Source organism: Alteromonas sp. 5NS40-0096, from assembly GCF_057544385.1.
Genome location: NZ_BAAJLQ010000001.1, coordinates 487,299 through 509,690 on the forward strand (window position 1 = coordinate 487,299; position 22,392 = coordinate 509,690).

Here is a 22,392-nt window from a genome sequence, read left to right on the forward strand (position 1 = left end):
TCATGATTACTTACTGAAAGTATTTTGGTTAGAGTGAGTATGACAAGTCGAAGTTGATGGATGGTAGTGGCAAACATATGGCAGCAAATACGGTGAAAAATGTAGTTATTGTGGGCGGCGGAACGGCAGGGTGGATTTCTGCAGCCGTGATCAAACGTCTATTGGGAGCCGAGGTCAACGTAAATCTCGTTGAGTCTGAAGACATAGGCACTGTGGGTGTGGGTGAAGCGACGATTCCGCCGATTATTCTTTTAAATAATATGCTTGGCCTCGATGAGAAAGAATTTTTAAAAGAGACTAACGCCACCATGAAGCTCGCCATTCGTTTTGAAAACTGGCGAGTGCAGGGAGAAAGTTACTATCACACCTTTGGCGCACCTGGAAAGAGTTACGCGTTTTGCCATTTTCATCATTACTTCAAAAGAGCTCAGCGCTTAGGTTTAAAAGATTCCATATGGGAATATGACCTGAATTATCTCGCTTGTGAAGCGGGGAAATTCGCGCATATCAAATCACCTGATCCCATTATCGAAATGCCCTATGCCTATCATTTCGATGCGTCCTTGTATGCTCGTTTTCTGCGCAAAAAATGTGAGCAAATGGGAGTAGTGCGGACCGAAGGTATTATTACTCAAGTAGAGCAGGACCCGCAGAGTGGTTTCATAAGCAGCGTTGTGCTCAAAGATGGACAGAAAATATCGGGTGACTTGTTTATCGACTGTTCAGGGTTCCGCGGTTTGTTGACTCAGCAAACATTGAACACTGGTTATGAAGACTGGTCCCATTGGCTTCCCTGCGATCGAGCGGTGGCAATGCCGTCTGAAAGGCATGAACAAACCAAACCTTACACGCGCTCCATCGCTCATTCTGCAGGCTGGCAATGGCGGATCCCATTGCAGCACAGGAATGGCAATGGTTTAGTGTACAGCAGCAATCACTATTCTGACGAGCAAGCGTTAGACATACTAACCAACAATATAGATACAAAGCCACTGGCCGACCCGAATTTCATTAAATTTAGGACTGGCCGTAGGCGTAAGCAATGGAATAAAAACGTTATTGCGGTAGGCTTGGCCAGTGGTTTTCTCGAACCATTGGAGTCGACGAGTATCCACCTTATCCAGTCCGCAGTGGTCAGATTGATTCACATGTTTCCTCATGCAGGAATTAATCAGAAACAAGTAGATGAATACAACCGTCAGTCACAAATTGAATTTGAGCAAATTCGCGATTTTATTATTCTGCATTATCACGTAAACGAGCGCACTGACAGCCAATTTTGGAAAGATGTAAGAGAAATGGAAGTCCCTGAAAGCTTGAGTCATAAAATAGCTTTGTTCAAAGAAACGGGTAACTTATTCAGGGAGCAAAATGACTTGTTCTTAGAAAGTTCATGGCTACAAGTACTGATGGGACAGGGCATAGAGGCAAGAGACTATCATCCACTTGCTAATGGTATGTCTGATACCAAGTTACTCGAACTCATGGCAAATATAAAGCGTATCAAGAATGAGCCCGTTGGGAAAATTGCAACCCACGATGACTTTTTGAAGCAAGTGTGTGGCATGTAACGGATTATGATTTCACCGAAACGAATTGTCATTGTTGGGGGCGGCACAGCCGGTTGGATAGCAGCAAACTTATTTGCATCTAAACTCGACCAAAAGACAACAGACATCACGCTTATTGAGTCTCCCAATGTAGGAATTATCGGGGTTGGCGAAGGTTCGACGCCAACACTCAAACGGTTTTTTGACGAGTTGGGTATTGCCGAGCGTGACTGGATGCCCAAGTGCAATGCGACCTATAAAACCAATATTCGGTTCGAGGGGTGGTCGCCAGAGAAAGGACCAAGTTCCTATAGCCACCCCTTTATCTCGCAGGTCGATACCTTTTCAGAACGCGCTTTTTTTGTTAATACTCGTACCCGTCGTCATGGGTTAGATACGCATGTCGCGCCAGAAGATTTTCTGCTCAATGGTTGGCTAGCTAAACATCAATTGGCACCGATTACGCCGCCTAATTTTCCGTTCCGGATGGAATATGGTTACCACTTTGATTCACATTTATTGGGTCAGTTTCTCGCTGAGCATGGTGTCAGTCTGGGGATCACCCATATAAGCGATGATGTTGTTGATGTGAGCTGCCATGACAATGGAGAAGTGGCGTCGGTCGTCACTAAGGACAATGGCATTGTCGAAGGGGATCTTTTCGTCGACTGTACCGGCTTTCATCAAGTTTTGATGGGCGAAACACTGGGAGTAAAGTTCCAGTCTTTCAAAGATAACTTATTCAATAACGCCGCAGTTGTCATTCCAACGCCAAGGGGCGAACAACTGCCCGTAGAAACACGTTCTGTAGCATTGAGCAATGGTTGGTGTTGGCACATTCCACTCGTCAACCGAACTGGCAACGGTTACGTCTACAGCGATGATTTTACAACCAGTGAAAAAGCTGAAATGGAACTACGGCAGCATTTAAAAGTTGCTGATGACGTTGAGGCTCGGCATCTAAAAATGCGAGTGGGGCAAGTCGAGCAACATTGGGTTAAAAACTGTGTTGCCGTTGGATTGTCGCAAGGCTTTATCGAACCTCTTGAGGCCACGGCATTGCACCTTGTGCAGATTGGCGTTGAGCTGTTTATTTCTCAATGGCAAAGTGGTGGTTACACCAATCAGCAGCAGGTTGAATACAATCGCTTAATTGCCGAGAGATTTGAACGTGTGCGCGATTATATTGTTGCACATTACAAGCTAAATACACGCACTGACAGTGAGTATTGGCGGGCGAATCGCGAGAATGAGCACTTATCCGACTCTCTCGTTAATATATTGAAAGTGTGGTTTGCTCGAGGAGAGGTGGAAAAGGAAATAGAACGGCAACAACTTGAATCCCATTTCGGTTCAACAAGTTGGCATTGTTTGCTTTCAGGTTACGGCCATTATCCACAAATGCACCCAAACCAGCCAAGGCAAGGAGATTTGTACAAAGAACAGAAAATTGCGTCTTTTATGAAAGGATGCGCCATGAACTTTTCCGATCACGAATCAACTCTTGCCAACTTAGCCATGTCGAGAACCGTCTAAAAATCACTATTTGTTCACAACTGGTGTTTCTCTTTCTAACAGCGTGCGGTTTACTGGCGCTGTTAACCTTAATGTTACGTTATTTTCATAAGTGGATGTCTATTCAGGTATCGCCAAATATCTATAAATTCCTGTTATTTCATGACTAATTCTCACGAAATTGTGACTTTTGTGAATAAAATGTTTCTTGATGTTAATGAATACGTATGCATGCCGTTGTTCGTTTAGTAGCCAAAGGTCTAATATTTACCGTTGAACAATAATAGGTTTTAGTGGCGTTTTTTACGCCCAAAAAACCGTAAAAACGGGAATGTGAAACACATGAAATTATTCAAACCCAGTTTGATAACGGCTGCGATGATAGCGAGTGGGATGTCGCTCATCAGCACACCACTGTATGCGCAAGAAGACGCCGCGGTGGAATCGCAGGAGGAAGACGCGATTGAGCGTATAGAAGTCAGGGGCTTCAGTACCAGCTTGATCAAATCGTTGAACCAAAAACGCTTCGGCGATACGGTATCGGAACAACTTTCAGCAGATGACCTTGGCGGGCTACCCGATGTGTCAATGGCTGATGCGTTGACAAGGTTGCCAGGTATCTCAGCTGTACGTACTGGTGGCCAAGCGGCGGAAATCAATATCCGTGGTTTGTCCGGCGACTTTGTATTTTCGACGCTAAACGGTCGTGAACAGGTATCAACCAGTGGTAGTCGTTCGATTGAGTTTGACCAATATCCCTCTGAGCTCATTAGCTCGGCAGCGGTATACAAGTCACCGAAAGCCTCTCTGATTGAAGGCGGTGTAGCGGGGACCGTTGAACTTACTACTGCCAGTGCTTTGGCCAACGAGAAGCAACACACTTTTAATGCCAATGTAAGAGGAATGTATAACGACCGCGCTGGGGAGGTTTCAGACGCGACTGAGTTTGGCCATCGTTTGAGTTTCTCCTACCAAGGCAAATTTTTAGAAGATACATTAGGTGTTTCTTTAGGATACGCAAGATTATTTCAACCGTCAGTGTCAACGCAATTTATCGGCTTGGCGTACAATGGTGAAGTTGATGTAGACGGCGTTGAAGGTGATACGGGTAATACCAACCCCAATTCTGATTGCCCTGAGTGCGAATTGATAAGCGAAGGCTTCGAAATGCAGCACAAGGGTGGTGAAGAAACCCGCGACGGCTACATGGCGTCAATTGAGTGGGCACCTGCTGATAACTTTAAGTTGAAGGCAGATGCGTTTATCTCTAAGTTTGATTCAGAGGAATTCGCTCGTGGTTTCAGGGTGAAGTTGGGTGGTATTAACGCTCAAATCACTAATCCCGTTGTCGTCAATAACAGCGTAATCGGCGGTACGTTTACTCGGACTAACCAGAGCTTTACACGTGTAGAGATCGTCAACGATGACAACCAAGATTTCGACCAAGTAGAGAGCTATGGTATCAACGCCGACTGGGACATCACCGATAATTTGTCTGCTCAGTTCGATATTGCTTTGTCCAAGGCAGAGAGTAACTTCCGCAATGGTTTGTTGTGGGCACTCGTTGGTGAAGATGCCAATGCAGCTAACCCTCGATTTGATGAAAACGTACAAATTTCTTATCAGTTAAACGGCTTAAACTTACCTGACTTGGCCTTTAATCAAGCCGATGCCTTTTCTGATATCGACCGAGTCATGGTCAGTAAATATGGAATCTATCCTTTTCAAAACCAAGATGAGCTAGATGCGTACCGTGTTGATTTCCAATATCAACTGGACAATGACTATTTTTCGTCTGTTGAGTTTGGCGCGCGTTATTCAGACCGTGAATACAACAACGACCGCTCGGTATTTGAATTTGGTAACGATTCCGCCTTTTCCGCTAGCGAGCCGCCACTGCGGTTGACACAAGACATGGTGGAAATCGTCAATTGGGAAGGGGATTTTAGTTATTTCCCTAGTTATCTTTCTATTGATTTAAACAGTGCGCTCAATGCGTGGTTCCCACAAGGCGTTCCGCAACCAGCTCAAACTTGGGGCCCTGGTGCAGCTGGCGTTATCAATGGTCCAGGTGTGGGTGCATCTACAGCATGGTCTATTCAAGAATCTGGCGACGTATACGAAACCGTTACCGCAGCCTATTTGATGGCAAATTTAGACACTGAGCTCGGCGGCATTCCGGTAACGGGTAACATCGGTGTGCGATATGTCGAATCAAAACAAAGTTCTACAACGTTACAACGTGCCACCCAGTTCATTACGGATCCGGAAACGGGTACGTCAGTTGAAGTGAGCGATCCCACGGCAGGCGCTCAAAACATTACTGATGAAACTGGCCTGATCAATAACTTCTACAGACCGACAGTGTTGACGCATACCTACGAAGATTGGTTGCCGTCACTTAACTTGAACTTTCAAGTCACTGACAACAGCCAAGTGCGTTTTGCTGCAGCCAAGGTCATGGGGCGTGCACCGATAGACCGCTTTGCCGCAAATGCGTCGACTAACGTAGAGGTAGTAACGGCAACTCAAGATCGAGACTCAGGTGAAATTACCTTGTCAACTCCGACAGCTCGGATTAACGGTTCTGCCAGAAATAGCCCTTACTTAGAGCCGTTTTATGCGACACAGTACGACTTGTCTTACGAATATTACTTCGAAGAGACGGATGGTGCGTTAATCATCGCTGGCTTCTATAAAAATATCGACTCGTTTATCGAGAATATTGCGATAGAACCCTATGACTTTGAAGGGAATGGCTTTATTGTGCCGTCTGAAATCCAGGTACCTGTATTCCTTGAAGCTGAGTTCTCTGGGCAGGCGCCCGAGCTGGCAAGAGACGCTGATGGCAACCCCACTTTCGTGACAGTACCGACAGAAAACGGTCGTTACGAAACGGCTATCAACAATGCCGAAGGGGGTTACATTCGGGGTATAGAGCTTGCCTATACACAAATCTATAGCTTCTTACCCGGTTTGTGGTCAGGGCTAGGAGCGAGTGCAAGTTATTCCTTCACAGAAAGTGAAATCCAACGGACTGTTGGCAATGGCGTTTTCGCTAGCAACTTACCGGGCTTATCGGAAAACGTTGCTACGTTAACCTTGTTCTGGGAGTACGAAGGGTTTGAGACCCGCGTCAGTGGTCGCTACCGCGACGCTTTCGTTTCAGAGCAGGTTGCCGTCAATGATCAGGTTGTTAACTTCGATTCCGAGCTTGTTATCGACTATCAAGCATCATACGACATTAACGACAATATGAGCGTGTTATTCCAAGTGAATAACGTCACGGATGAACCCACCAAAAGTTATTTCACATCGAGAGAGCAGACCGGAACAATCCAGTTCTTCGGTACGCAGTATTTCCTCGGTTTGACGTATTCACTGTGAGAACTAAAACGATGAACAGTTACGTCAGATCAAGAAATAGCAATACTTTGGAGCAACAATCTATGTTTAGTAAAACCAGAGCCTTTGGCTTGTTCGCCCTTGTTGTGTCAGCACTGTTGCTGTCAGGCTGTGGCGGTTCTGGGGTAGAATCAGGCAGCAACGCATTGCTTACCTGTGATGCCCCAAATGTACCAGACTCGTCGGGAAGCACCTGTGTGCCACCTCCGCCGATTCAATGTGATCCGCCCACTGTACCAAATGAAACCAATGATGCATGTGTCGTCGGTGCTGACCCGACGTTACCGATGCCAACGGTATTCCCAACAGACACTCAAGCTGTCTTGTATTACAATCGCGCTTCAGTTGATGCTGACAATTCGCCAAATGACCCATCTTATGAAGGGTGGCGTTTGCACACATGGAATAATGATACCTGTGACGCGTATGCTGACCCAGATACTGATTGGGCAAACGGCCGAGTTCACAATGGTGTAGATCCTAATTACGGGGCCTATTGGATACTGGACCTAAAAGATGGTTATGGCGATTGCCATAATTTTATCATTCACTTGGGTACAGATGATGCTGGCAAAGAAATGGGAGGTGGTGATTTCTTCGGGTCTTTAGTACAAGAAGATGAAACTTTCACTCGCACTAATTTCACGCTTTCTGGTGTGCCTACAGTCTTCGAATTCCCTTTGACTTCGCTTGGTCCTCAGCCTGTTTCAATTGAAGGACTATCAGCTCATTGGCTAGATGCTAACACCTTGCTGTGGGACGCGCCTGATAGCGTTGAATCCGTGAAGTTGCACTATTCTGCAACGGCAGATTTAGAAGCAACGGTAGAGACCGGCCTAAATGGCACCGCGCTCGACCTATCCGACGCAACATTGACCGAAGAGCAAAGTGCCATCGCGCCGCATCTGTCTGGATTACCAGCGTTCCAAGGTGAGTGGACAGCAGATGATGCCAAGACGGTTATCACAACCCAGGCGGTGCTAGCAGGGTACGATGCAGAAGGTGTACTGGTCGCTGCCACGGGCATTCAAATGGCGAATGCGATTGACCAGCTCTTTACTCTTGGAGAAGCCGATGCGAACGAAGCAGCGTTAGGGCCAATCTACAACGATGCTGGTATCACAGCATCCGTGTGGGCGCCAACAGCGCAGAGTGTTAATTTGTTGCGTTACAATGACAATAAGACATTGGCGTCTACTGAGGCGATGACAAAAGATGAGGCGTCTGGCGTTTGGACATACAACGGCAGTAGTGATCTTGATCGTACGCTTTATCGTTATGAAGTGACGGTTTATCACCCAAACACCTCTTCAATTGAGACGTTTGAAGTCACTGACCCTTACTCCGTTTCACTGAGCACAAATGGAAGATTCTCTCGCTTTGTGAATCTTGCAAACGACGACCTCAAACCCGAAGGGTGGGACGACCATACTATCCCGACTATTGTTAACCCAGAAGATGCCGTGATTTACGAAGGCCACATTCGCGACTTTAGTGCACGAGATGCGTCAACATCCGCTGCAAATCGCGGTAAATATTTGGCGTTTACTGAGGATGATACGGCTCCGGTCAATCACCTTAAATCTTTAGTTGAAGCGGGCTTAACTCACTTCCACATTCTTCCTGCAAACGACATTGCGACGATTGAAGAAGACCCTGCAGATACTATCGACTTATATGATACGGTAGGTGATTTATGCCGTCTGAATCGCGATGCACAAGTGTGTGACGAAGCGGACGCGTCGATGACACTTATCGACTTGTACAACAGTTATGATCCATTGTCAGAAGCGGGTAAAGCGCAAGAACTTGCACAACAAATCCGCGGTTTTGACGAATTTAACTGGGGTTACGATCCTCATCACTTCAATGCACCAGAAGGCAGTTATGCATCGAGCGCAGAAGGCGTAGAGCGTATTGTCGAGATGCGTGCGATGATCAAAGCACTTCATGACATGGGGCTTCGTGTCGCATTAGACGTGGTTTATAACCATACAAACGCGTCAGGTGTCTTCCCTAAATCTGTTCTAGACAAAGTCGTGCCAGGTTACTACCACCGTTATGAAGTGGATTCTGGCGCAATCGTACGCGAAACCTGTTGTGATGATACTGAGCCCCGTAATGTCATGATGGAAAAACTAATGTTGGATTCACTTGTGTTGTGGACCGAACATTACAAGTATGACTCATTCCGTTTTGACATTATGAGCCAGGCGTCAAAATCGACTATGGTTCGCCTACGTGACGCGGTACAGGCGATTGATCCTGATAACTATTTCTATGGCGAAGGTTGGACTCGAATTGACAGAGGTTACGAACAAGCCAATCAGTTGAACATGGCAGGTACCCAAATTGGTACTTTTAACGACCGTATTCGTGAGGCGATACGTCAAGGTCATATCTTTAATCCCAATAGCGATTCAGCACTCAGTGAACAAGATAGAGTGAAATCGAGCTTAGCGGGAACGTTAAGTGATTATGTTTTGGTCATGTCAACTGGTAACGCAACTAGTACGTCGAATGTCGGCGGTTATGCTCAAGATCCAGCCGACATCATTAACTATGTTTCAAAACACGATAACGAAACGCTGTGGGACCAGTTCAACTACACTTTGCCTTCCGATATTACGTTGGCACAGCGGGTCCGCGCGCAAAGTGTCGGTATCAATTTGCCCATGGTTTCCCAAGGCATTCCATTTTTGCAAATGGGTGGCGACTTACTGCGCTCCAAATCGATGGACCGCAACACCTATGACGCCGGTGATTGGTTCAATTATGTGGACTTCACTAAGCAAACTAATAACTGGAATGTCGGTTTACCGCTAGCAGAAGACAACGAAGGTAGATGGGCAGAAATGGGCGAATTTATTAATTCTCCCGAGCGCGCTGCGTCAATGAGCGATATCGAGTTTGCCGGAGAAGTCTTTAAAGAGTTCTTAGCAATTCGTACTTCTAGCCCGTTATTCCGCCTCACTGACATGCAAAGCGTGATTGACCGTGTTGGTTTCCACAATATTGGCACGCGTCAGCAAACGGGTTTGATCGCTATGAGTATTGATGATGGTGTCACACCTGATTCAGATGTGGTACTCGCTGATATCGATGCGTCATACGATGCCATTATGGTTATCGTCAACTCGGGCTACGAAGAGAAGTCTATTACCGTAAATACGGCAACAGGTTTCGAATTACATATGGTCCAGATGAATTCCGTTGACCCTGATGTGCGCGGCGCGTCTTTTAGCGAAGGCACTGGTGATGATGAAGGTAACGGTACCTTCACAGTACCTGCCATGACGATTGCAGTATTCGTTAAGCCTCAGATGGGCGCCCAGAACTATGGTTTGTCCGCCTATGCTACGGCTGGCGCGCCAGATGTGGTCCCATATGATGCGCCAGTATATTTACGTGGTGGTATGAATGGTTGGGGTACTGATGACGTTATGGTCTACAAAGGCAATGGTATTTACGAAGTTGCTGTCGATTTGACTGCTGACACTGAATACCAGTTTAAAGTGGCGTCAGAAGACTGGGATACCGTTAATTTAGGTGCGCCAGATGGCGAAGATGCTACGGTAATTGAAAATGAGGAAAAAGTACTTGCGACCAGCAACAACAACCTTATTTTTACGCCAGCTGATACCGCAACCTTCTTGTTCACTGTTGATGCCAGCGATACCGACGCGCCAATCTTAACGGTGCAAAACGAGGAGCCGTTCTTCGGTATACCTGTGTATTTACGTGGCGGCTTCAACGGTTGGGGTACGGATAACCAGTTCGATTATGACGGTGGCCGTATCTATTCAACAGCCCTTGAGCTAGGCACAGAAAGCTATGAATTCAAAGTAGCTTCTGAAGATTGGGCAGCAGTAAATCTTGGTGCCGTCTCAGGTGATGATGCCGATAGGGTCGTCAACCTGGGTCAAGATACGTTCTTGGCCACGACGGATAATAACTTGTCAATTGCCGTAGATTCGGCAGAAAGTTTTGTCTTTATCTTTGATATGACAACGTTGGAAGAGCCTAAACTACGTGTATTCAGAGAACAGTTCTTTGGTGCGACACCTGTTTACCTCCGAGGTGGCATGAATGGCTGGGGTACCGACAACGAGTTAGTGTACCAGGGTGATGGTGTCTACAGTGTGGACATCACAATCAGCGGGGCTAACGAGTTCAAGGTGGCGTCTGAAGATTGGGCGACAGTCAATCTTGGTAATCCAGATGATGCCTTGACCAATGTGGTAACTCCGGGAGAGCCCAAGGTACTGGCTACCAGCAACAACAATCTGACGATTGATGCTTCAGGGACTTTTGAATTCAGAGTCGAAGGTCCAGATGGCAATAGTCCGACGATTACAGTAATAGAGAAATAAACGCTGACTCATAAAAAACCCGGCAATAGCCGGGTTTTTTTATATTTGCGCCAAACTTTTGTCTACGGCTCATGATATTGTTAAAAGATTAAGGATAGGTAGCGAGGTATGCAGGGTGAAGCGAGTAGCAGTTGTCGGCGCAGGAATAGGCGGATTAGCCATTGCCACCTTGTTGGCAGAACAAGGGGATGAAGTCGTCGTTTATGAACAAGCGCCGTCTCCAAAGCCTGTTGGTGCGGGTTTTTTGTTGCAACCTCCAGGGCAGAGGGTACTTGCACATCTTGGGGTGTTAAATGACATTGCTAACGTGTCGATACCTATTAATTCGCTCCAATCAAAAACGATCAATGGTAAGACTTTACTCGATCTCAAGTACGCGAATCTAAAAGGTAAGCAACGCCAAGGGTTGGGTGTACAGCGTTCTACTATCCACACGGCTTTGCTCCAGCGCGCTCTTCAAAATAAAACCATCGAGTTTGTTTGGGGAGAAGAAGTCACTTCCTGTCAGAATCTGAATGATAGCGTCTGCGTGCAAACACCTAACGAAAAAGCGATGTACGATTTTTGCATTTTATCGTCTGGAGCGAGCAGCGACTTGGCACAATCACACTTTCCACAGCGGATAAAGCGGCCTTACGGGTGGGGCTGTTTGTGGACTACGATGTCATTACCGCCGTCATTGGCATCTGATGTTTTGCATCAACGTTGCTATCAAGCCGAAAACATGATGGGTATATTACCGGTCAAAAAAACAGAGCACGGCATTGAAGCAGCCTTGTATTGGAGTATGCCATCGTCGCAACTCACTCAGCTGAATACGGCTCGGTTTCGCCCTGTGCTACAAGAAATGAAATCGTTTTGGCCTGCCGCAGAAATGTCGTTAAGTGCGCTAAATTTCAGTGATTTTATCGCTGCTCATTATCACGATGTTTGGACACCAACACCTTATCATGGTCGTATAGTCGCGATTGGCGATGTATGTCACGGAACCAGTCCTCAATTGGGTCAAGGGTGTACGATGGCACTGCTCGATGCCTTGTCGTTAGCCAATACAATTGAACAATATAGTCTTTCACCAAAGGCATTGCAGATATGGTGGAAATCCCGTCGTGCACAACTTTACTATGTGCGACATTTGAGTCGAATTCTTACGCCTTTATTTCAGTCAAACAGTGTGGTTTGCGCCAAAGCGAGGGATTGGATTATGGCACCAGTAGGGCGCCTTTCGATGTTCCAACAGTTGCAGCTTAGGACCTTGGCATCCGATATCTTTCTCCCCACGCCATTGGGCTAATCACTGGATAAACATAAGGTTACAATTAGTGGCTGGTGTTTACCGAAATAGATAATACTGTAGGGGAGTATTATTAATCTTTACAAGGTTGTAGATATGGAAATGATCGTAGACGGGATCTTCTCTGGATTGTCCCGCGTTCTCAAGTTTTTTTTATTCGACATGTTGTTGGAGGGAGTGTGTTATTTTGTGGGCCGATTCACTCTATTGGCGTTTACGCTAGGACGCTATCCTAGAGGCCATAATGCAGAGTCGCATGAAGGTAGAATTACATTGTTTGGTTTCGTTGTTATCGTGATATTGCCACTCGTCTTTATTGCTATATCAAATTGAGTGCAAGGATGAATTGCTCTACTGCTTGATCTACTCGGTCAAGGTGTCGCTGTGAGACCAGTACATACAAATGGGCGTTCTGGCTAGTGACAGATGATTTTATTGTGTCGATCATTTAGTTCTAATTTTTTGTGTTAAATGACATGAACGACAACCAAACTGAGACAAGCCCAAACGCACCGGGAAAGTCGGGATAGCTCTCTGTGAAGATGTGAACGAGTGTCTGCACCCAGAGCTAAGCCAATCTATAAACACTCAAACCTCCGGCGGTTATAGACAATTCACAACTTCAAATATCAATCTTGCCGCTAATTTCGCGGTTCGCTGGTCAATATCATAGTCTGGGTTCATCTCTGCGATATCCAAAAGTTGCCACGCCACTTTATTGTCGACACAGTATTGATGGAGCCATTTTAGTACCCTGATGGTTTCGTTAACGTCGATTCCCAATGCTGATGGTGCACTTACCCCAGGTGCCCTATCTGCTGAAAAGCTATCTAGACACACGGTGACATACAGGACATCAAGCTTTATCAATTCAGCAGCCAATAGCGCACGTGCATTGTGAAAACTAAACTCAGTATCAAGCAAATAGCGTGTCCCAGTCATCTCAGCCATGTCGAACAAGGCTTTCGTATTGGCTGCCTTGCTTGCACCCAAGCAGAAATAGTGGAAGGTATCATCGGTATCTTCGCATGCCTGATAAGCTTGATAAAAAGGTGTTCCAGAGCTTGCACCTCGCGATGGCTTGCGCAGGTCAAAATGTGCATCAAAGTTGATAATGCCGACGTTTTTCCCCGTGTTAAGATTGGCGCGAGTCACCGCTTGATAGCTACCTAATGCGATATCGTGACCACCACCTAAACCAACGACAAAATGCCCTTGTTCTAGGAGTGTTTTGGCGCGTTCTGCATAGTCACTTTGACTGGAGGCTACCGATGTTGGTGGGTCGATATCTCCCGCGTCGTATAGGTTGAGCGGGTTGTGAATTGGCAATGGAGCCAAGGCAGAGCGAATGGCATTGGGCCCGAACCTGGCACCGTCTCTACCTTTATTTGCAATAACGCCTAAATCACTTGGGTAACCTAAAATGGCCACTCCGGGTTGTAAGTGAATGGCTTTTGTGGTGATGTGTTGGACTTGCTGATGCCACCGAAAACCCGCGACGCCATCCTCGTCATCTGTGCGGCCATGCCAGTTAAAGTGATGTTCAGACACATTTCCCTCCTACAACAATCATATCCGGTTTAAATCCACTGATTTCATAGACTAAACAAGCGGGCTCATCGATTGACCAAAGTGTGAGATCGGCATCATAACCCACTTTAATCTGTCCTTTGCGTGTTAATCCCAATGCCTGGGCGCCGCAGCGAGTAATACCCAACAACGCCTCTTCGGTTGTGAGCCCGAACATAACGCATGCCATGTTCGCTGCGGTCAGTAGAGACGCGAGTGGAGACGTGCCGGGATTATAATCGGTAGCCACCGCCATCGGCACTTGCAGACGCCGTAGCGCTTCGATAGGCGGTAACTGACTTTCTTTAAGATAATAGTAGGCGCCGGGTAATAGAGCAGCGACGGTGCCTGACTTTTTCAGTAGAGCCACATCATCGTCTGTTAAATATTCAATATGATCTACCGATAGCGCTTTGTATTTTGCAGCCATCGCCGCACCGCCCATATAGCTGAGTTGCTCTACGTGGGCCTTGATGTGCATGCCATATTGTTGGGCAGCAACAAATACCCGTTCACATTGTGTGGCACTAAACGCTATATTTTCACAGAATACATCGATATTTTTTGCCAATTGCCTTTTAGCGATTTCGGGGATCATCTGCGAGCAAACTGCATCGATATAGGCATCTGTCGATATCTCGCCTTCAGGCGGCATGGTATGGGCGCCGAGGAAAGTAGGAATGATATTAACAGGGTGCTGTTGGCCCAGCGTTTTTGCTACGTTTAACATTTTGATTTCAGTTTCAAGGTCGGCACCGTAACCGGATTTGACTTCAATCGTGGTGACACCCTCGGCGGCAAGGCGTCGCAACCTTCTGCTGGCGCTTTCGAGTAATGCTTCTTCAGTTGCCTCTCTCGTTTGAGAAACCGATTTTTTTATGCCTCCGCCACTTTGTGCAATCGATTGATAGCTCTCACCACGTAGTCGGCGTCTGAATTCGTCAGCGCGGTGTCCACCAAACACGAGGTGGGTATGTGAGTCCACAAATCCGGGCAGTAACCAACGTCCTTTGCCCTCTACAACGGGGATGTTCGAATCGGTTGAAAGGTCAGGACCAATTGCTGTGATGACGCCGTTCTGTATCAATACGTCACATTGGTATTGGATGCCAATATCATCCTCACCCGCGGCCATTGTGGCAAGGTTTACGTTTTGAAAAAGCAAATTACCCTTACTCTGATCATCCATTTGTATTTACCGTCAATATTTCTTAACAACTAATTTACCTGTCTATACTTGTATATACAAGTTGTCTTGTTTAGAGTGTTAAGAAATCGTAAAAATGAATGTACACAATGGAACCTAGATACAGAGCAATCAAATCGGCATTGATGGCGGCGATTGCTAAAGGGCAATTAAAGCCGGGACAAATGGTCGAATCAGAAAACAATTTGGCAGTGCGTTTTAACGTGAGTCGCATGACGGCAAGACGCGCTTTAACTGAATTGGTGGACGAGGGAATACTCGGTCGCTCACAGGGGTTGGGTACGTTTGTTTCCGATCATCGTCCCATGAGTTCGGTATTAACCATTCGCGGTATTGATGAGGAAATTAAAGCCCGTGGCCATGTTCATACTTGCCGAGTGTTACAAATGGAGGAGGCCTTTGCTTCGGTAGAAACGGCCAGTTGGCTTGGGATCGAATCTCAAGCTCCCGTGTATTTCTCGTCGGTGGTTCATTTTGAAAATGATATGGCCATTCAGCTTGAGCAACGCTTTGTCAACCCGAAATGGGCGCCCAAGTATTTGCGTCAAGACTTCACAAAGTCCACAGCCAATCACTACTTGAGTGATGTGGCACCGCTGACGCAGGCAGATCATTCCATCGATGCCATTAGCGCTGGGCGAGATATCGCTGAGGTGCTGAATGTCGAAGTAGGAAGCCCTTGTTTACGAATTCACAGAAGAACATACAGCGAGCAGGGCATTGTTAGCTTTGCCGTGCTAACCCATCCAGGTGAAAGATATCGTTTGGGTGGACATTTAGACTTCAACCAAAATTGAGCAAAATCATGAACAGAAACGACGCAAGCCGAGTCATTCGCGCACCACGAGGCACGACACTGAATGCAAAGAGCTGGTTAACAGAAGCGCCTTTACGCATGTTGATGAACAATCTGGACCCAGAAGTGGCGGAACATCCATCATCTCTCGTCGTGTACGGTGGTATTGGCCGTGCGGCAAGAGATTGGGAAAGTTTCGATAAGATCGTCGAAGTGCTAAAGCGTCTTGAAGACAACGAGACCTTATTGGTGCAGTCGGGTAAACCTGTTGGCGTTTTTCCGACACATGTGAATGCACCTCGGGTATTAATTGCTAACAGTAACCTAGTGCCGCACTGGGCTAACTGGGAACATTTTAATGAACTCGATAAAGCGGGCCTAATGATGTACGGTCAAATGACGGCTGGTTCATGGATTTATATTGGCTCGCAAGGCATTGTCCAAGGTACCTATGAAACCTTTGGCAGCGTTGCAAAAACCCATTTCGATGGAGATGCATCAGGGCGCTGGATCTTAACCGGCGGACTAGGCGGAATGGGAGGGGCACAGCCACTCGCTGCGACTATGGCTGGGTTTTCGATGCTGGCTGTCGAGGTTGATGAGTCTCGAATCGATTTTCGTTTAAAAACCGGTTATGTCGATAAAAAGACCAATTCACTGGATGAAGCTTTGGCGATAATCGAAGAGGCTAAAGTCGAAGGTAAACCCATTTCTGTGGGCTTACATGGCAATGCCGCAACTGTGTATACAGAGTTACTAGAGCGCGGTGTGATCCCCGATGTCGTCACTGACCAGACGAGTGCTCATGATCCACTAAATGGTTATTTGCCAGAAGGTTGGACACTAGAACAAGCAGAAAACAAAAGAGCTGAAGATGAGTCTGCCGTGGTTAGGGCAGCAAAAGCGTCTATGGCGGTACAAGTCAAAGCGATGTTGGGTTTCCAACAGGCAGGGGCTGCAACACTAGACTACGGTAACAACATTCGCCAGATGGCACTTGAGGTTGGTGTAGAAAAAGCCTTTGACTTCCCAGGCTTCGTGCCCGCCTATATTCGCCCCTTATTTTGTCAAGGGATTGGACCATTTAGGTGGGCGGCCTTGTCAGGTGACCCCGAGGATATCTACAAGACTGATGCAAAAGTCAAAGAGTTGATCCCCGATGATGCGCATCTTCACAATTGGCTAGACATGGCCAAAGAACGAATTCAATTCCAAGGGTTGCCTGCTCGTATTTGCTGGGTCGGGCTTGGCTATCGACAGAAGCTAGGGTTAGCGTTCAACGAAATGGTTCGCCGTGGCGAACTCTCTGCTCCTGTGGTGATAGGGCGCGACCACCTTGATTCTGGCTCTGTCGCGTCGCCTAACCGCGAGACAGAGAGTATGGCTGATGGCTCTGATGCCGTATCTGATTGGCCTTTGCTAAATGCCTTGCTTAACACGGCGGGTGGTGCTACTTGGGTCAGTTTACATCACGGTGGTGGTGTTGGTATGGGGTTCTCTCAACACTCTGGTGTAGTCATCGTATGTGACGGCTCTGATGAAGCGGCACAGCGTATTGCTCGTGTGCTACACAATGATCCCGCAACCGGAGTGATGCGACACGCAGACGCTGGGTATGACATTGCGAAAGATTGTGCGCGCGAACACGGTTTGGATTTACCCATGTTGGAGGGCAAATAATCGTGCAAGCATTCGAATTACAACCGGGCCAACTTTCTATTGAAGATTGCCGAACTTGCTATCGTGAAGGATTGACGATAACGCTAGCACAAGAAGCGATACCTGCTATCGATGCCGCGCACAATACGGTGATGAAGGTATTACAAGAGGGCCGCACTGTATACGGCATTAATACTGGGTTTGGACTACTTGCCAATACCAAGATTGCTGAAGATGAGCTTGAACTACTACAGCGAAGCATTGTGTTGTCTCATGCTGCGGGTATCGGCGAATTTATGTCGCCAGAAGTCGTTCGCTTATTAATGCTACTTAAAATTAATTCCCTAAGCCGAGGCTACTCGGGTATCCGTCTTAGCGTTATTGAAGCTTTGATAACGCTTTTGAATGCACAGGTGTTACCAGCGATTCCAGAAAAGGGTTCTGTCGGTGCGTCTGGCGACTTGGCACCGTTGGCTCACATGAGTGCGGTGTTACTTGGCGAAGGTCAGGTGATTTACCAAGGAAAAGTCATCGATGCCAAACTGGGGTTAGAATTAGCTGGGTTAAGCCCAATAACATTGGCACCTAAAGAAGGGTTGGCGTTATTAAACGGTACACAAGCGTCGACTGCATTCGCACTCCAAGGATTGTTTTTATCAGAAGCGGCACTCAAAAGCGCAACGGCAATCGGGGCATTGTCAGTCGAGGCTGCGTTGGGTTCAAGAGTCCCTTTTGACGAGCGTATACACTTGGCTCGCGGGCATCAAAGCCAAATCGATATCGCAACTGCTTACCGAACTTTGCTGACTGAGTCTGAGCTCGGCCAGTCGCATGTGCAGTGCGAAAAAGTGCAAGATCCCTATTCACTGCGCTGTCAGCCACAGGTGATGGGAGCGTGTTTGCAGCAGATGCGTTACGCTGCAGATACCTTGATTGTCGAAGCCAATGGTGTATCCGATAATCCTTTGGTGTTCAGTGAGCAAGACGATATTCTTTCTGGTGGTAATTTCCATGCAGAAACGGTTGCAATGGCAGCCGATATGTTGGCGATAGCGCTGTCAGAAATCGGCTCGCTTTCTGAACGGAGAATGGCACTGTTGATCGACAGCCATTTGAGCGGGCTGCCACCATTCTTAGTTGATAATGGCGGGGTCAATTCAGGCTTTATGATTGCCCAAGTTACAAGCGCGGCTTTGGCCAGTGAGAATAAAACACTCGCGCATCCTGCTTCTATAGATTCGTTACCCACGTCTGCCAATCAGGAAGATCACGTATCGATGGCGACATTTGCAGGGCGCCGCTTGCGCGATATTTTTGACAATGTTTCGGGCATTCTAGCGATTGAATGGTTGGCTGCGGGGCAGGGGATCGATTTTCGGTCACCTTTGAAAACCTCTCAACCGTTGCAAAAAGTCCATAGCTTATTGCGCAGTCGTGTCTCGTTCTACGACAAAGATCGTTACTTTGCGCCAGATATTGCTGACGCTAAATCATTGATCGATGAGTTTACGTTAGCCGATAGTTTGGATTTGACGCTGTTGTAACCCAAGCTTCGGGCGCGTTATTCAATAGATTGACTGACTAAGCCAGCTCTTTTTGCTCTTTTGTAATAGAAGCTGGCTTCTTTGTTTCTACCTGCTTTTTCAAGCTCACTTGCAGCTTGAGAATTAACCAAGGCGTCATGAGGCAAAGCATCGGCTAACAATAACGTAGTTTTTAACACCATCTGGTGGTTTTCCTTGGCTAGGTGGCGTTGCCGTATTTGCCTCATCATGGTCGACCAATTTATTTTCTTCTCAAAATAAGCCCTGCCCAACTGTTGTTGCCAGTCTTTTGGGGTGGGTAATCTTAGCGGTATCGGAGAATCAACAAAGGGGTAATCTGCTTTCAACGCCTGTACTTGAGCAAACCCGTAATATTCTTCTGACTGGGTTATTGGCCGGTGACGCCAGGCTAAGTCAGTCGATACTGGGTCGCTGATTGGTGCCAACTGGTGTTTTGAAATGCTAGTGTACACACTGTCTGCGATGACAAAGTAACCCGCAACATTAGGATGAAGGTGTTCCAGCATAAAATTGTTCCCAATAATCCCGTCAGGGCTACGGCTACTCAGGGCGTAGTCGGCATCATTCAGGTATACCCCATCTCTCAGCGCTAGAGTTCGGATTATCTTGTTGATGTCAGAAGGGGCTCTAAACCTCAACAAATCGTGATCTTTTGCCAGTTGAAAATGACGTAGCGCACGAACATTATTCCTTGCCACAAGTAAGCGTTTGGCAATGGCAAAATGCAGCTCAGCATCGGTATGGTTGACACTTTCATCAGCTAACTGTGCAATCGCACTGGCACTCAATGAATCGATATCAAGTGCACCTTTGCTCTCATTGGGTTGTGACATGAAAGGAGGTTGATCCTTTAAGTTACTCGCAATCGTCGAAATGAGAACCGGTACGCCAGCTTGGTGGTACTTTTCTACTAATCTTGTGAGATTGCGTTCAAATTGAATTAACCCCGCTTGATAAGTTGGGCTGTCTATTGTTATGGCTGTCTTTTTGGCAACCTGCGACATAAATGTTCGACGCATTGTGGCGCTTGTTGGGTTTTCGGGCGTCGGCGAGGGTAACAAATGGCGAATCGCATCGACAGTGGCATAGTCATGTAAGGATAAATAAGCGCTGGTTAATAGTGGCCCGCCAACGCCAAAGGAAGAGCCCACACCAAAAATACCAAGAAATTCATTGTGGCCAGCATAAATGACAACCAAATCTGGTGACTGGGCAATGATATCGTCAGCAATATCTAACAACAGATAGCTATTAACCGCTGACATTGCGGTATTGATGACTTCCACTTGTTTATTAGGCATAGATTGCTTCAAACGCTGATCCAACATACCGGCAAGTGACGCGCCTAAACCATAGGGGAAACCTGCTGCTGTCGAACCGCCTTGTACAAAGACACGATACCCATTTGCCGGTTTTTGTTTAAGGAAGAAGTTAGCTTCCATTGTGACTCTGGGTTGCTGCGACGTCGTAAAATATCGAGCCAAAATATCAGGGCGAGGTAACAGGTAGTCTGGATGCGTAGGGTTTTCAATGAATAGTGGATAAGGTTTGCCGAAACCAGCTATTCTCAGACTCGTTTCGATCAATAGCAGTATGCCCAATGGAATGAGCACGGCGATGATAGTAAACACTATTCGTTTCATGACGATGATATCAACCTGATGTAACCGGGCGCTTTTTTGTTGTTAGGATTAATCATTAACACGGTTTTTAAATCCTCAAGTGCCTGAGATTTGTTACCTTGCTTAAAATGAATTTCTGCTCGGGTTAACCAATAGTTTTCCACGTTCGACGCCAACTGAATTGCCTGATTCACATAGTATTGCGCGCCGTATGGGTCACCCGCTCTGAGAAGCAATGTCGCGGCGGTATGAGCGGTTTTATGCTCCCAAGGCAGTGCATCGAACAACATCGCCGCTGTTCTTGCCATTGCTGCGACATCACCTTGTTCGGCAAAATAGTCGAGCAACTCTGGTTGTTGAGATAGCCAGGGTTGTCCGTTTTCCCTAGTGATTGCAAAGGTAGTGATTGGCGTATTGGGCTTGATTGGGGAAACTATCACAGGGCTCGATTGAAAGGGGTAATCAGAGGTCAATCGGCGTATCTTCTGTCTTGCGATAACATGATCAACGGGGGATAGGGTGTATTTCGACCAGTCTTGTCGAAAAAACGATTCAGGTACCTTACGCCCTATTACGCGAGCCTCTTGAAGCCCAGCAATAAAGCTCTGTGCTATCAAGCTATACCCTTCACTGTTGGGGTGTAGGTGCTCTAGCATCAGTTCATTGCCAACGATTCCCGCTGGACTATGTGCTTCAAAACGCTCCTGCGTATCGGCTAAAAAGACAGCCTGTTCATCAATTTTCGATTCAATGACCACATTGATATCTTCGTGCGCTCGAAACCTAAGTTGATCTTTATTTACTGCTTCTCGAAACCACATTTTTGCAGACTTTGTATCACCCGAAGCAAGGTAGCATTGGGCAGTAAAAAACAGCGCACTTGCGTTACTACGATGAAAGTCAGTTGGATTCTGTTTACAGGATGTGGGTAGTGCCTTAGATGGCAAGGATAAAAAGGGAGTTTGGTCTTTTTCGTTCGCGACAATGTTGCTAATGACAACCGGAATGCCGCGCTCTTCAAAGGTTCGGATGACAGCTTGAATGTTGTCGTCAAACTGTCTAACGCCGGCCTCATAGGTAGCAGAGTTTTCCGGTATAGCTTGAGTCTGAGCGAGCTGCGCCATGAGAGAGCGTCCCTCGCCTGTAGGAAGAGGAGTCTCAGACCGCCACAATGATTGCAGTAGTTGAAACAGTCTTACTTGTTTAAGCGAGAGAAACGCTAAATTAGTTAGGTGACTCCCCGAACCTGACAATACTGAACCTGCCCCCATGACTCCCAAATATTCATTATGCCCAGCGTAAATCAAGACGGCGTCCGGTTCGATTAGCGCTACGTCTTTCGCGATGTCTCGTAAGGTATACGAGTTGACACTCGACATAGCGACATTGATTACATCGATATGTTTGTCTGGGTACAAGCGTATTAGCTGTTGCTTCACCATAGCGGACGGGGAACCAAAACGCCCGTAGGGAAAACCCGCGGCGGTAGACCCGCCCATGAGGACAAGCCGCAAACTGTTTTGGGGTTTCGTTTTCAAAAAATAGTCTGTATCAGGGCTGATCGTCGGTGTGGGGACGCCAATGTGAAAAAAACGCTTGATAAGATCGGGATTCGCCGTCAGATAATTAGGTCGACCTTTTGCCTCAACGAATACAGGGTTATCAGTGCCATAGCCAATAGCTCTTAATCCGAGCTCGACAATTGCCAACATCGCCAAAGGCAGTAAGATGGCGATGACATAAAAAATACGCTTCTTAATTAGGCTTGTTGACATCGATACAAATCGTTAACAAATCGTGACGTCAACCATACGTTTTAATCGAAAATCACGCAAGA

General features: G+C 46.9%; 13 protein-coding genes. 9 read left to right on the plus strand and 4 right to left on the minus strand.

Translation table 11 applies throughout. The annotated features are described in order from the left end of the window. Nucleotides 1–77 precede the first annotated feature (77 nt). The 6 genes from AC27G9_RS02260 (at nucleotide 78) to AC27G9_RS02285 (ending at nucleotide 12,470) form a co-directional block, all read left to right on the plus strand. Nucleotides 78–1,571, plus strand: coding sequence for a tryptophan halogenase family protein (locus AC27G9_RS02260; protein WP_487070583.1), 1,494 nt, complete (start codon nucleotides 78–80; stop codon nucleotides 1,569–1,571). A gap of 6 nt (nucleotides 1,572–1,577) precedes the next feature. Next, complete coding sequence (locus tag AC27G9_RS02265; protein WP_487070585.1) at nucleotides 1,578–3,086, plus strand: tryptophan halogenase family protein; 1,509 nt, start codon at nucleotides 1,578–1,580, stop codon at nucleotides 3,084–3,086. Nucleotides 3,087–3,407: 321 nt separating this feature from the next. Next, nucleotides 3,408–6,452, plus strand: a complete 3,045-nt coding sequence (locus AC27G9_RS02270) for a TonB-dependent receptor (RefSeq protein WP_487070587.1) — start codon at nucleotides 3,408–3,410, stop codon at nucleotides 6,450–6,452. A 62-nt stretch (nucleotides 6,453–6,514) separates the two neighbouring features. Further along, nucleotides 6,515–10,843: an alpha-1,6-glucosidase domain-containing protein gene (locus AC27G9_RS02275; protein WP_487070589.1), complete on the plus strand. Its 4,329-nt coding sequence runs from the start codon at nucleotides 6,515–6,517 to the stop codon at nucleotides 10,841–10,843. A gap of 115 nt (nucleotides 10,844–10,958) precedes the next feature. Continuing rightward, a complete protein-coding gene (locus tag AC27G9_RS02280) occupies nucleotides 10,959–12,137 on the plus strand; it encodes an FAD-dependent oxidoreductase (RefSeq protein WP_487070591.1) in 1,179 nt (392 codons plus the stop codon). A 96-nt stretch (nucleotides 12,138–12,233) separates the two neighbouring features. Then, a complete protein-coding gene (locus AC27G9_RS02285) occupies nucleotides 12,234–12,470 on the plus strand; it encodes a hypothetical protein (protein ID WP_487070593.1) in 237 nt (78 codons plus the stop codon). Nucleotides 12,471–12,740: 270 nt separating this feature from the next. Here the strand turns inward: AC27G9_RS02285 and hutG are convergent, their stop codons facing one another. Both hutG and hutI read right to left on the minus strand, forming a co-directional pair. Continuing rightward, nucleotides 12,741–13,688 (minus strand): formimidoylglutamase, encoded by a 948-nt coding sequence (gene hutG / locus AC27G9_RS02290; protein WP_487070595.1) that lies wholly within the window; start codon nucleotides 13,686–13,688, stop codon nucleotides 12,741–12,743. Then, nucleotides 13,681–14,895, minus strand: coding sequence for an imidazolonepropionase (hutI, locus tag AC27G9_RS02295; RefSeq protein ID WP_487070597.1), 1,215 nt, complete (start codon nucleotides 14,893–14,895; stop codon nucleotides 13,681–13,683). Before hutI ends, hutG begins: the two co-directional genes overlap by 8 nt. Nucleotides 14,896–15,002: 107 nt before the next feature. On the opposite strand from hutI, the gene hutC reads away from it, so the two are divergent. The 3 genes from hutC to hutH are packed head-to-tail and all read left to right on the plus strand — an operon-like array spanning nucleotide 15,003 to nucleotide 18,912. Then, on the plus strand, nucleotides 15,003–15,710 hold the full coding sequence (gene hutC / locus AC27G9_RS02300; protein ID WP_487070599.1) for a histidine utilization transcriptional repressor HutC: 708 nt from the start codon (nucleotides 15,003–15,005) through the stop codon (nucleotides 15,708–15,710). Between the two features lie 8 nt (nucleotides 15,711–15,718). Beyond that, nucleotides 15,719–17,389, plus strand: a complete 1,671-nt coding sequence (gene hutU, locus AC27G9_RS02305) for a urocanate hydratase (protein WP_487070601.1) — start codon at nucleotides 15,719–15,721, stop codon at nucleotides 17,387–17,389. Nucleotides 17,390–17,391: 2 nt separating this feature from the next. Beyond that, nucleotides 17,392–18,912: a histidine ammonia-lyase gene (gene hutH / locus AC27G9_RS02310; protein WP_487070603.1), complete on the plus strand. Its 1,521-nt coding sequence runs from the start codon at nucleotides 17,392–17,394 to the stop codon at nucleotides 18,910–18,912. Between the two features lie 17 nt (nucleotides 18,913–18,929). Here the strand turns inward: hutH and AC27G9_RS02315 are convergent, their stop codons facing one another. After that, complete coding sequence (locus AC27G9_RS02315) at nucleotides 18,930–20,576, minus strand: SGNH/GDSL hydrolase family protein (RefSeq protein ID WP_487070605.1); 1,647 nt, start codon at nucleotides 20,574–20,576, stop codon at nucleotides 18,930–18,932. Further along, nucleotides 20,573–22,330, minus strand: coding sequence for an SGNH/GDSL hydrolase family protein (locus AC27G9_RS02320; RefSeq protein WP_487070607.1), 1,758 nt, complete (start codon nucleotides 22,328–22,330; stop codon nucleotides 20,573–20,575). The genes AC27G9_RS02315 and AC27G9_RS02320 overlap by 4 nt, the downstream gene beginning before the upstream one ends. Nucleotides 22,331–22,392 lie beyond the last annotated feature (62 nt).